Here is an 11,712-nt window from a genome sequence, read left to right on the forward strand (position 1 = left end):
GAGCCTGAGATGACCACGACCGACACGTTGAAGGACCGCCTGCGGGCCGCCGATCCGGCGCTCGCGGCCGAACTGCTGCACTCCAAGACCAGCCACCTGGTCGACGTCATGATCCCCCGCCGCGAGCTCAGCGACGGCACCCTGGGGTTCAAGGCGAGGGTCCAGACCACCATCACCCTCAAGTTCGGGGGCGACGCCTCCGCGGACACCCCCGAGGAGGTCATCACCCTGGTGGCCGAGGAGTCCGAGATCAGGCTGCACGACCCCGTGCTGACCCTCGACGGGGCCCTGCGGCTGGACCTGGAGACCATCACCTACGAGGCCGTCGGCACCAGCGAGGTGCTGTGGCCGGGCGAGCGCGTCCGGCTGCGCGTCGGCCGGGGGCTCGACCCGATGATGCGCCCCACCTTCGGGCGGATGGAGATCGACCCCCTGGTCAACTTCGGGACCGATCCCGTGCGCAGCGTCCAGGAGGTGTACGTCGAGGCGGACACCCCCCTGGGCACCCTGCACAACCGCCTTCCGGCGGTCATGCACTGCGACCTGACCTCCATCCCGCCGATCGGCCAGCCCTACGTCCAGCAGGGCCAGGTCGCGCTGTACGACGCCGACGGGCAGGTCGTCTGCATGAAGACCACGACCGAGAGCGAGCTCACCGCACTGGTGGACTAGGGCGTGTTCTGTGGATGCTTTCGGTTGACTCGGCGCTTGCGCCGATCGACGCGAGCGGCTTCCAGGTCATCTCTCGCAAGGCGAATAGCGCAGGTCAGCCCGGGTTTGGCTGTCCAAGCGCAGTCGGCGCGGCGAGAGGCAGTCTGGGGGACGCGAGCCCGGAATGATCCGCGGAACGCGGCCTAGGGCCCGCCCCTCGAACCGGCCCCGGGTGAAGCCCGGCGGCCCCGCCTGGCCGTGAGCCCCCCGGGCACGCGGGCACGCGGGCGCCGCGGAGCGTCGAACACTCCCGGCCCGCCGGGCCGGGCCCTTCCCACCCCGTCCCATCCCTGACACGGGGAAGGGCCCGGCACACCGGTCCAGGTACCGGGCCGGGGGTCCGCCGTCGGACCTCCGGCCCCCGTCCCCACGGAGAGGCGCCCATGCGGATCCTGTTCACCACCCTGCCCGTCGAGACCCACCTGCGCCCGCTCGTCCCGATCGCCGAGACCGCCCTGTCCCGGGGCCACGAGGTCGCCGTGTGCGCCCCCGAGTCCTTCCGGGACGAGGTCGCGCGCTACGGCCTGCCCTTCCTCCCGGCCGGGGAGGACTGGATCACCGGCATGCTGGCGCCGCTGTTCGGCTCCGAGCAGATCCCGCCGGACCAGGTGGACGCGCTGATGCGGCGCCTCGTCTCCGAGGGCCTTCCCGGCGACGGCGCTCTCGGCACCGCTCGCGACGTGATCGGCCACATCCATGAGGGAGGCGCCGACGCGGTCGTCCGCGAGGCCTACGACATGGGCGGCTACCTCGCGGCGGAAGCCGTGGGAATCCCGCATGCCTCCGTCGGCGTGGTGGGCAGGGTCACCGAGTTCCTGGCCCCGGACCTGCTCGCGCCGTCCCTGGACGAGCACCGCAGCGTGCTCGGACTACCGCCCGACCCCCGGGCGGAGCGCCTGTACGCCCACCTGCACGCCCACCTCATGCCGCCCGGCTACGACCCCGCCGAGCTCGCCATCCCCACGCTGCGCTGCTACCGGCACCGCACGGTGGACCGCCCCGGTGACCGGCTGTCGCCCCCGCTCGAAGGGCTCGACCACTCCCTGCCGCTGGTCTACGCCAGCCTCGGAACGGTCGCGCCCCTGTTCAAGGCCTCGGACACCCGGCTGCGGTCCATCATCGACGGCCTCGGGGACGTCGCCTGCGAGGCCGTGGTCGCGGTTGGGCAGGGCCGCGCGGAGGCGCTCGGACGCTCCTGCCCGCCCAACGTCCGCGTCGTGGACTTCGCAGCCCAACCCCTCCTCCTGGACACCGCCGACCTGCTGGTCACCCACGCGGGTTTCACCAGCGTCCGGGAGGCGCTGCGCGCCGGCCTGCCCATGGTCGCGATCCCCTGGATCGCCGAGAACCACCTCATCGCCGCCCGGTGCGAGGAGCTGGGCCTGGCCCGGCGCCTGGACTGGGAAGTCCTCGACGGGGAGCGCGTGGCGGCGGCCTGCCGAGACGTCCTCGCCGACCCCGCCTACCGCTCCCGGGCCAGAGCCGTCCAGCGCGACATGCTGGCGCTTCCGTCCCTCGACACGCTCGTCACCGACATCGAGGACCTGTTCTCCGGAGCGACGCCGTGACCCCGTTCCACGTCGTCGGCGGGACCTACTCCGAGGACGTCTACTGGGTCGGGTCCGACATCGACTTCGACGTCAGCCTCACCGCCTCCGGCCACGAGCGCACCCCCGGCGGTCCGGGGACCTGTCTCGCGCTCGCGCTGCGCAGGCTCGGCGCCGACGTGGAGCTGACCACGGCCCTGGGGGACCAGGAGGACAGCGCGCGGGCGCTGGCCCTCCTGGAGGCCGAGGGCGTCCGTGTCAGGACCCGCCCCGGCGCCGGGGCACTGGACCACACTGTCACCCTGGTCACGCCCGGCCTGGAGTCGGTCACCGTCACGCACAGGGTGCGGCCTCCCCTGGAGGCGGACCGCGCCGCGGCCGCCGCCGGCACCACCCTCGTCATCTGCTCACCGAGCCGGCTCACCCCGCTGGCCGTGCCGGCGTGCGGACGACGGCTCGTCCTGGTCCCGCACCTCACCCAGTGCCGGGAAATCGTGTCCATGTCCTCCGACGAGCGCGCCGCCCTCCTGGGGTCGGTCGACCTGCTGGTCGCCAACCGGCGCGAGCACGCGCTCCTGGCGCCCCTGCCCGAACTCGCCCTCGTCGGCGCCGCTGTGATCACCGGCGGTGCGCGAGGGAGCGTCCTGCACACCCGCGGACTGCGTCTGCGACAGCGCGCACTGTCGCCGGACGGGTCCCCCCGCAACCCCAACGGCGCGGGGGAGGCGTACACCGCCGCGCTCCTGGTGGCCAGGGCCTCCGGCGCCGACTGGCCCTCCTCCTTGAGGGCCGCGTCGCTCCATGCCGGACGCCACGTCAGCCGACTGCCCTCGCTCTCCTTCCCCCGGAGCAGTCCACCTGAACTGGTCGCGTCCGGTCTGACATCAACAGAGACGGAGCCTGCGTATGGTTGACCGCCCCCACGTACTGGTCGTGGACGAGTTCCTCGCCCGAGGACGGAGTCTGGCCGAGGAGCTCTCACGTGCCGGGCTCGACAGCTCGGCCACGGCCGCCCCGCCGGGGACCTGCGACGGTGTCGACGTCCTCCTGGTCGAGGCCTCGCACTCCCGGCGCATCGAGATCATCCGCCGTTCCGAGGTCGGGGTCGGCCCGGCCGCGCTCGTGATCGGCTCAGGTGTGTGCCACGAGGCCGTCCTGCACTGCCTGGAGGCCGGAGCGGTCGGTTTCGTCTCGGCCGAGGAGAGCGCCGAGAGCCTGGTCGGGGCGCTGCGCGACGTCGTGCGCAGGGGCGCCCTGGGGGGCAGGCGCCTCACACGGCGCCAGACACAGGTACTGGCCCTCGTGGCTGTCGGCCTCCCCAACCGGGAGATCGCCACGCGCCTGGGTATCCAGCACCACACCGTCAAGAACCACGTCCAGAGCATCCTGGGCAAGCTCGGAGTCGGCAGTCGCACGGCCGCGGTGGCCGTGCTGACCGGTGGCGGGCGGGGGAGCGGTGGCCTTGGGCGCGTATAGACGGGACAAGGCCGTGGACCTGGCCGGCCTGGAGGGGGTGGGGGCCAGGGCCCGAGCCTCCGGACTGCGCACCGCGCTGTGCCACGGGTGCTTCGACCTGCTGCACGTCGGCCACGTCCACCACTTCCACCGGGCCGCCGCCCTCGCCGACGTGCTGGTGGTCAGTGTCAGCGCCGACGCCGCGTGCGTGAAGGGGCCGGGCCGGCCCCTCTACGGGATCGCCGACCGGACCGGCCTGATCGCGGCGCTGGAGGTCGTCGACCACGTCCACGCGGCCGAGGACAGCAGCCCCATGAGGGTCATCGAGGCGCTGCGTCCCGACGTGTACGTCAAGGGGCCGGACTACGCGCGCAACCCCTGCGTCCGGCTCCGTGCGGAGACGGCGCTGGTCGAACGGCTGGGTGGCCGAACCGCCTTCACCGACGAGGACGTGACCGCGTCCTCCACCGCACTCCTGAGGAGGCTCCATGCCTAGCGCCCCGCATCCGGTCGCCGGCCGGCGCGTGCTGGTCACTGGCGGCGCCGGATTCATCGGCAGCCACGTCGTCCGGCGCCTGGCTGAGGCGGGCGCGGAGGTGACGGTGCTCGACTCCCTGGACGCCTACGGGTTCGACCAGGCGGGCAGGTTCGGCGTCGGCGAACTGGCGGAGGTCGTCAGGGGGGACGTCACCGACGCCGCGACCACGGGACCCCTGGTCGCGCGCAGCGACGCGGTGGTGCACGCGGCGGCCGTCGCCGACGTGGCCGCCTGCACGGCGGAGCCCGACCGGGACTTCTCCAGTATGCGGGCCACCCAGGCCGTCCTGGAGGCGGCCCGGCGGCACGGGACCGGACGCGTCGTCCTGGCCTCCTCGGCCCAGGTGTACGGCGCCGTCCCCGCGAGGGGCGGCCGGTTCCACGAGGACGACCCCCTGGGGGAGCCCGGCATGCTCTACGCCAACTCCAAGAGCTGGGCGGAGCGTCAGGGGCGGCTCTACGGGGCCCAGTTCGGGGTCCCGGTCACGGTCCTGCGCTACTTCAGCGTCTACGGTCCCCACCAGGTGCCCAAGCCGGGCAGCCACAGCTGGTGCGCGGCGATCTTCTCCGTGCGGGCGCTCCGGGGCCTGCCCCTCGTGGTCCACGGGGACGGCGCCCAGGTGCGCGACCTCGTGTCGGTGGCGGACGTGGCCCGCGCGACCGTCGAGGCGGTGACCGCACCCCGGGCGGTCGGGCGCACCGTCAACGTCGGCACCGGCAGGGCGACCTCGATCGCCGAACTCGCCCGGACCGTGGCAGAGCTGGTGCCGGGGGTCCGTGTGACCCGCGGCGAGCGTCCCGCGGGGGACCCGGACGGAGGGGCCGCCGACACCGGGCGGCTGCGCGACCTCCTGGGATTCGAGGCGAGGACGACTCCGGCCGGCGGACTGAGGGAGTACCTCGCATGGGCACGGGCCAATCCGGACCTGTTCGGATCGCGCCCGTGAGCGGGGACGGCCCCCGGCCGCCGCGCCGCGAGGGCGACGCCGCCCCGCACGAGCGCACGATCCCCCCGTCCTACTTCGACGGGCGCTACGCCGACTCCCCGGACCCGTGGAGTCTTTCGGCGCGTTGGTACGAGCGCAGGAAATACGACCTGACGCTGGCCAGCCTTCCCCGCCGGCGCTACGCCTCCGGGTACGAGCCCGCGTGCTCGATCGGTGTGCTCACGCGGGGGATCGCCGCACGCTGTGACAGGCTCCTGGCCGTGGACAGCGCACCGGCGGCGGTCAGGGCCGCGTCGGCCGCGGTGGCCGACTCCCCGCACGTGAGCGTGCGACGGGCCGTACTACCCGGGGACCTCCCGGACGCCTCCTTCGACCTGGTGGTCCTCTCGGAGTTCCTGTACTACTTCACCCCGGACGATCTGGAACTGCTGTCGAAGGGGCTGCGGGACCGCCTGCGCCCCGGCGGCCACGTGGTCTGCGTGCACCGGCGCAGCACGGTGCAGGGGCAGGGGTGGGACGGCTTCAACGCCCACCGGGTGGTGGAGGGGCGGATGCGGACGGCCACGGTCATGCGCCTTGACGACCCGGACTTCGAGATCGTCGTCCTGGAGCGTCGGAGGGGGTGACCGCCGACCAGCCGACGAGTTCGTGGGCCCGTGCGGCGGCCTCGCCCCGCCGCTTCGCACCGAGCTTGCGCAGGATGTTGTGCACGTGGTTCTTGACGGTGCGCAGTTCGATGAAGAGTTCGCGCGAGATCTGCTGGTTGGACGCGCCGAGGGAGATGAGGGACAGAACCTCCCGCTCCCGCCGGGTGAGGTGGACGGCGGGTTTCTGCTCGGGGGCCTGGGCCGCCATGAGACCGATGTGCTGCCAGAGTTGGAAGGCGAGGTCGGGGGAACAGTGCATCTCCTTGCGGACGGCGGCCCTCGCGCTCCTGACCACGTCGTCGATGTCGCCGCTGAGCGGCACATAGCCCGCCGCGCCGGATTCGGCGAGCCCGATGACACGGTTCTCGGTCTCATCGACCCCCAGGGCGATGACGGCCAGGGGGACCTTGGAAAGGGAGGAGATGACCTGTTCGACGTTGGGGGCGCTCGCGTTGATCAGCGCGGCATCGTATCTGCGCGCCTCCGGATGCGTGTGGTCATTGATGTCCCTCAACGCACATAAAGTGACGTCCTTGATGTCCGCATGTCCTCGGAGGCGGCGGGCGAAGGGCTCCGCGTAGAGCCGTGCGTTATCGATCAACAACAGGTGCATGCGGCGTCTGCTTTCCAACGTGGTGGGTACCAGGCGGTGACCGTATCCTCGACCGGAGTGGGTAACAGAGTAGGAAGCCCGGCATTCACTTGTCCATTGACAGTTTTCGTGCCCGTGTAAAGGCCCGGCCGGTTCGGAGAAGGCGCGACCCCCGGTCGGAAAGAGCGGCCGGGGGTCCAGGGGCAGGTCAGGGTGGTTATGGCAGGGTGTAGGTCAGGGTCACGTGGGCTTCCGGGGTGCCGGCCGTGAGGATCTCACCGCAGCCGCTGAGTCCTTCGAGGTCACCGCTCGCGGAGCCCTCCACCACGCACCACTCGGCGCTGATCGCGCCTTCGGAGTCGGCGGTGCCCCACGCGTCCATGGCGAAGGTGCCCTCGACCCCGTCCAGGGAACCGACGAACCTGCCGGCTCCTTCGCTGGTCGCGTTCCCGTCGGCGTCCACGAGGTCCAGATAGACGTGGTACCCCTGGCCGTCGAGGTCGCCGACGAAGTCGGTCTGGAAGACGGTGTTGAGGATCTGCGTGCCACTGGGGTCGTCGGGAGGGCCGATCTCCTCGACGGTCTGGTCGAGGAGGTGGACGACGGCGGTGGCGGTGCGCTCCTGAGCGGGTGCGGGGCTGGGGTCGGTGCCCGGGGGGGTGCTCGGGTCGGGGCTCGGCTCGGGGGAGGGGACGGGGCTCTGTGTGGGGAGCGCGGTCCCGTCGTCGGGCGGGGCGGGGTCGTCTCCGGGGCCGGCCCACACCGGGGTGCAGGCCGTCAGGAGCGCCGCCGTGGCTCCGGCAGCCAACAGGGGGGTCACATTCGCGAATTTTCTGCCGCAGATTCTCATGCCTACTCCTCTGCACCGGGGGTGGATCGTCATAGATCCTGGAAATGAACATAGGGAACATTTCGGGCGGTTGCATGAGTCATTGGATACGGCAGGGGCCTAGATCTCCACTCCTCACCTTCTGCTTCTGATCCATTACTTTAAATAGTGGGCGCCGTGCTCAATTCTTTCGTTTCTGAGAAAAACTCATGGGCGAATCAATGGCATGGGTGCTCGGGTCGGTGGATTTTCGGTGTTCCGGAGAATTCCGGGACCGGGCCGCCGGCCCCCGGCGGTCGCCCCCGGGCACGGGTCCGCGCCCCGGCCCGGGAACGTGCGCCCGCACGGCGCCCGGGGACGGGGCGCGGAGGTCCGGCCCCGCCCCGGGGCCGGGGGCGTCAGGACGGGTTGCGGGCCAGGACGAGGTCGGTCAGCTCCTGGCTGGGGAAGTCCATGACCACGACACCGGTCCGGTCCCCCTGGGAGGCGCGCAGGTGGTCCGTGGCGTAGGTGTTGACGCCCCTCTGTCCGAGTGCGCCCCACGCGACGTCGCGGGGGTTGGCGAACGGTGCGCCGCTGCCGCTCAGGTGGTTGACGTACAGCAGGTCGGCCGGTCCGTCGGCCGCAGCCGTGAAGTGCGCCCGGGCGCTGTTCCACTTCGCGGGGATGTCGAAGAGCGTGGGGACCCGGTAGTCGTCCTGGATGCTGAGCGCGGATCCGTTCCAGTGGACGCCGTAGTCGCGGGAGGCGGAGAAGTCCTGCACGATGACGATCCGGCCGCGGACCTCGCCGAGGTCGGGCACGTGGTTCCCGCCCCGCTCGGGAACCCACAGGTGCTCCGCCAGCAGGTCGCGGGTGTCCGGGTTCTCCTCGATGTAGTGGTCCAGGGTCTGCTCGTAGCTCCGGGTGTTCTCCTCCTCGGTGTGCTCCTTCTTGAGCCGCATGAGCACGGTCTCGGTCGGGTTCCGTTCGAGGAAGGCGCTCACGTCGGTGACCACGTCGGTGAAGTTGAGGTGCAGGTACTCGGCCCCGTGGTGGATGGGGAACGCGTCGCGGTAATGGCGCGTGCGCACGTCCAGGAAGCGCACGCCGGAGTCGAGCTGCTGGGAGATGGTCAGGTCCTGGGTGCGGGACCACACGGAGCCGCGCCAGGCGCCGCTGTCGTGCGTGCCGGGAATGGACAGTGCTGCCAGGTCCGTCTGGTCGGGCAGCGGCGCCATCCAGGCGGCGCGCTCGGCCAGGGGGGCGGGTGCGGCGGAGGCGGGGGCCGCCGGCGCGAGGAGGGCGGGGAGGACGAGGAGGGCGGCCAGGGCCGCGCCCAGCAGGGACGCGGGCCCGGTCGCGGCTGCGGGGCCGGGGGAGGGGAGCATGGGGGGCTTCCTTCGGTCGCGGGGCGGGCGCGCCGCCGTGGCGCGCCCGGAACGCCGTCCACCCTGTCACGGCGCGGCTGCCCTGGCACCCCCCCGAGCGCCGTCGCCGCGTCCCCGCGGGGCCGTGGACCGTCCCGGGCTCCCCGCGCCCCCTAGGTGAATCTACGTCGTAAAGATGGCGCTCGGGTGTGCTCAGACATCCCACGACTTTCGCGAATCATGATCCGCGGTGGTACGGGATTCCGTAGGGTGGTCCTGCGCACACACGTGCGCACTCCGGTGCGGGGCAGCGTGGACGGATGCCCCGCACCGGGCTTCCTGCTTCCGGCGGAGGGGCGGCGTGCGCCGCCGATACCGGTGATCCCGCAGTACAGGGGCTTTCCCGAGCGGGGCGAGGGCCCTCACCGTGACGACGCGCTGCCGGGCGTCGGCGCTCTGCGGGCTGTCCCGCGGACACGGGGGCGTCGTGCGCGGGCGCGGTCGTGAACGCCTGGCACGGGCGGCCGACGGCGTACCCGGATCGGCCCGCCGGGTCCAGGGGTTCTTCACGCCGACGGGGCGGGTGCCGACCCCGCATCCTCCCGGGCCGGAGCCGGGTGCTCTGCTGCCGGGCTGCGTGCTGCGGTCGCGGGGCCGCCGTCGAGGCGGCGGGTCCTGCCCTGTGCTCTGAGGGGGCGCGCGGTGGGTGGGCCGCACGTGGTCGCGCGACTCACCGCAGCCGTCCCGCGTGGCGGAGAGGGGCCGGCGGGGATCCGTGGTGCTTCGGGCGGCGAAGAGGGCCGGGGCCGTGGTGGCTCCCGTTCCGAGCTCCGCCGACGGGTGCGCGGCGCCGGGCGGCGGGAGGTGCGGGCCGCAGGCGGGCGGGGCGTCGTGGCCTGCCGGGACGGCGCGGTCCGGTGGGGCGGCCCGGGGGAGCGGGGTGGGCGGGTGCGTCCGAGGGACGGCACCCGCCACCGGCTAGCGGGTCTTGATCAGCGCGGGGACGATGCCGGCGATGAGCATCATCGACAGGCTCACGACCATGAGCACAAAGGCGATGGTTCCGATCATGGTGTTTCCTCACGTTCGTTGTTACCGGACACCGCGCGCGGTGTCCGCCGCGCGGTTGCCGCCCGGCGGGCCGGGGTGCGCGTGCCTCTCCGGTGGCTCACCCTATCTCGCCCCCGCGCCGCCACCTCGCCGGGTGCCCGCCCTGACCAGCGGGGTCGCCGGGGGCGGGCGCCGTGCCGGTCAGCGCCCGTCCCAGGACCGCCGGTGGGCGTCGACCAGCCAGCGGTCGGCCCAGGCGTGGTCGGGCTCCTCGGGCAGGTCCGAGCTCTCGCACAGCGCGGCCAGCCGCTCCTCCAGGTCCGCGGCGCGTGCGAGGGCCTCGGCCCGGGTGTGCTCGCCGCGCCGCAGCTCCCGCAGCCACGTGCGGTCGGGCTCCGGCATCGGCAGGGTCAGGTGTCCGGTCTCCAGGAGTTCGACGCCCTGGATGCCGAGCCGGACCATGTGGTAGGCGAACTTGGTGTCGAAGCCGTACAGGTCGACCAGTTCGGGCCTGTTGGTGTGCTTGCCGCCGCGCACGCCCTCCATGCGGTCGCGCTGGGCGCGCAGGTAGCCGAGGAAGCGTCGGCCCGCCCTGCGGGACAGGATGCGGTCGCCGGCGGCGCGCAGTTCGCGGCCGGTGTCCGTGATGGCGACGATCTCCCGGTCGGGGACGAACAGGGGCAGCAGGACGGTCGGGTTGCCGTCGAGGGCCAGGCGCATCCACTTGCGCAGCGAGTAGACGGTCAGGTCCAGGTCGCCCGGGCCGGACCGGGAGTGTTCCGGCTGGGTGCGGTAGATGTACTGCTCGAAGGTGCGCAGGCCGATCACGTACTCGGGCGGTTCGACGCAGATGCCCATCTCGTCGCGGTCGTCCTGGTCGGCGACGGTGACTCCGTGGACGCCGGAGCCCACCTGGCAGCGGAGGACGGTGCCCTTCTCGGCGATCCGGGCGTACTCGGGGGAGGAGTGCTTCACCTGCGGCTCCTGGTCGTCGCTGTGTGTGAGTCGGGGGTTGGCGGCAACCTACCGTCCGGAGGGCGGGCGCCTCGACACCTTTTCCGTCCCCGTGGACGCGGGAGTGCCGACGGGGCAGGCGAATCCGTGCTCTTCGGCACTTGCCGTAGACCCCTCGGGACCGTTTACTTGTCCCTTTAGTGCCCCTTGTGGGTGTTGTCGTGTACATGCGCAGAAAGAGGCTGTCCGTGCCCCCTGTGACTCCCGAGGGTCCCGCCCCCAAGATCGACACCTCCATCCCCCACAACGCCCGTATCTGGAACTACTGGCTGGGCGGCAAGGACAACTACCCCGTGGACCGGGAGATGGGAGAGCAGATCCGGTCGTTCTTCCCCGAGATCGTGGACAACGCGGTCGCGGACCGCGCCTTCCTCGTCCGCACGGTCACCTACCTGGCCGCGGAGGAGGGGATCCGGCAGTTCCTGGACATCGGTACCGGGCTGCCGACCCACAACAACACCCACGAGGTCGCCCAGACCGTCGCCCCGGACGCGCGCGTGGTCTACGTGGACAACGACCCGCTGGTGCTCACGCACGCCCGCGCGCTGCTCACGGGGACCGACCAGGGCTCGACCGACTACGCGGACGCCGACCTGCGCGATCCCGACTCGATCCTGGCGGCGGCCTCCGCGACGCTCGACCTGTCGGAGCCGGTGGCGCTGATGCTGCTGGGGGTGGTGAACTTCGTCGCCGACGACGACGAGGTCCGCTCGATCCTGGACAAGCTCGTGGGCGCACTCGCCCCGGGCAGCTTCCTGGTCGTCTCCCACCCCACGGACGACCTCGACCGGGAGCGGGCCCACCAGGTGGCAGCGGCGTGGAACGAACGCGGCACCCCCAAGCTCACCATCCGCACGGCGGCGGGCATCACGGCGCTCTTCGACGGCCTGGAGCTGCTGGAGCCGGGCCTGGTGGGCGTCATGTTCGTGACGGTGGTGGGCCTGGCCGTCTACGTCGGCCCCGACATCGGAGCGACGTTCCGCGGACTCGTCCCCCTGCTCCCGGAGGGGTCCGTGTTCTACACGATGGGCCTC

At 72.4% G+C, this 11,712-nt stretch carries 12 protein-coding genes; 8 read left to right on the forward strand and 4 right to left on the reverse strand.

Going from position 1 to position 11,712, the window contains the following annotated elements; all coding sequences use genetic code 11:
• The first annotated feature begins 9 nt into the window (after positions 1–9).
• From Q8791_RS22385 to Q8791_RS22415, 7 genes are all read left to right on the forward strand, one after another.
• Positions 10–672: a hypothetical protein gene (locus tag Q8791_RS22385; protein WP_330093730.1), complete on the forward strand. Its 663-nt coding sequence runs from the start codon at positions 10–12 to the stop codon at positions 670–672.
• 422 nt (positions 673–1,094) lie between these two features.
• The gene (locus Q8791_RS22390; protein ID WP_330093731.1) at positions 1,095–2,279 is read left to right on the forward strand and encodes a glycosyltransferase; all 1,185 of its coding nucleotides are present in this window, start codon (positions 1,095–1,097) and stop codon (positions 2,277–2,279) included.
• Positions 2,276–3,172: a carbohydrate kinase family protein gene (locus Q8791_RS22395; RefSeq protein WP_330093732.1), complete on the forward strand. Its 897-nt coding sequence runs from the start codon at positions 2,276–2,278 to the stop codon at positions 3,170–3,172. Before Q8791_RS22390 ends, Q8791_RS22395 begins: the two co-directional genes overlap by 4 nt.
• A complete protein-coding gene (locus Q8791_RS22400; RefSeq protein WP_330093733.1) occupies positions 3,165–3,734 on the forward strand; it encodes a helix-turn-helix transcriptional regulator in 570 nt (189 codons plus the stop codon). The genes Q8791_RS22395 and Q8791_RS22400 overlap by 8 nt, the downstream gene beginning before the upstream one ends.
• Positions 3,721–4,209 carry an adenylyltransferase/cytidyltransferase family protein gene (locus Q8791_RS22405; RefSeq protein ID WP_330093734.1) on the forward strand — a complete coding sequence of 163 codons (489 nt, stop codon included), beginning with the start codon at positions 3,721–3,723 and terminating at the stop codon, positions 4,207–4,209. Before Q8791_RS22400 ends, Q8791_RS22405 begins: the two co-directional genes overlap by 14 nt.
• Positions 4,202–5,197 (forward strand): NAD-dependent epimerase/dehydratase family protein, encoded by a 996-nt coding sequence (locus Q8791_RS22410; protein WP_330093735.1) that lies wholly within the window; start codon positions 4,202–4,204, stop codon positions 5,195–5,197. Before Q8791_RS22405 ends, Q8791_RS22410 begins: the two co-directional genes overlap by 8 nt.
• Positions 5,194–5,823 carry an SAM-dependent methyltransferase gene (locus Q8791_RS22415; RefSeq protein WP_330093736.1) on the forward strand — a complete coding sequence of 210 codons (630 nt, stop codon included), beginning with the start codon at positions 5,194–5,196 and terminating at the stop codon, positions 5,821–5,823. Before Q8791_RS22410 ends, Q8791_RS22415 begins: the two co-directional genes overlap by 4 nt.
• On the opposite strand, the gene Q8791_RS22420 is transcribed toward Q8791_RS22415, so the two are convergent.
• From Q8791_RS22420 to Q8791_RS22435, 4 genes are all read right to left on the reverse strand, one after another.
• Entirely contained in the window at positions 5,765–6,445 is a 681-nt protein-coding gene (locus Q8791_RS22420) for a response regulator transcription factor (protein WP_330093737.1), read from the reverse strand. The two genes, Q8791_RS22415 and Q8791_RS22420, sit on opposite strands and share 59 nt — an antisense overlap.
• Before the next feature lie 208 nt (positions 6,446–6,653).
• The gene (locus tag Q8791_RS22425) at positions 6,654–7,256 is read right to left on the reverse strand and encodes a DUF3224 domain-containing protein (protein WP_330093738.1); all 603 of its coding nucleotides are present in this window, start codon (positions 7,254–7,256) and stop codon (positions 6,654–6,656) included.
• A 407-nt stretch (positions 7,257–7,663) separates the two neighbouring features.
• Complete coding sequence (locus Q8791_RS22430) at positions 7,664–8,635, reverse strand: phosphatidylinositol-specific phospholipase C (RefSeq protein ID WP_330093739.1); 972 nt, start codon at positions 8,633–8,635, stop codon at positions 7,664–7,666.
• Positions 8,636–9,865: 1,230 nt separating this feature from the next.
• Entirely contained in the window at positions 9,866–10,639 is a 774-nt protein-coding gene (locus tag Q8791_RS22435; RefSeq protein WP_330093740.1) for a nucleotidyltransferase domain-containing protein, read from the reverse strand.
• 227 nt (positions 10,640–10,866) lie between these two features.
• Here Q8791_RS22435 and Q8791_RS22440 point away from each other — a divergent pair.
• Positions 10,867–11,712, forward strand: an 846-nt coding sequence (locus Q8791_RS22440) for an SAM-dependent methyltransferase (protein ID WP_330093741.1), incomplete at its 3' end; no start/stop codon positions are given.

The sequence above is a fragment of the Nocardiopsis codii genome, from assembly GCF_036327455.1.
GTDB lineage: Bacteria > Actinomycetota > Actinomycetes > Streptosporangiales > Streptosporangiaceae > Nocardiopsis > Nocardiopsis codii.

What these genes read in the sequence shown, in the direction of transcription:
- Q8791_RS22385 (WP_330093730.1), top strand. Translation starts at nt 10, where the DNA reads ATGACCACGACCGACACGTTGAAGGACCGCCTGCGGGCCGCCGATCCG.
- Q8791_RS22390 (WP_330093731.1), top strand. Translation starts at nt 1,095, where the DNA reads ATGCGGATCCTGTTCACCACCCTGCCCGTCGAGACCCACCTGCGCCCG.
- Q8791_RS22400 (WP_330093733.1), top strand. Translation starts at nt 3,165, where the DNA reads ATGGTTGACCGCCCCCACGTACTGGTCGTGGACGAGTTCCTCGCCCGA.
- Q8791_RS22410 (WP_330093735.1), top strand. Translation starts at nt 4,202, where the DNA reads ATGCCTAGCGCCCCGCATCCGGTCGCCGGCCGGCGCGTGCTGGTCACT.
- Q8791_RS22430 (WP_330093739.1), bottom strand. Translation starts at nt 8,635, where the DNA reads ATGCTCCCCTCCCCCGGCCCCGCAGCCGCGACCGGGCCCGCGTCCCTG.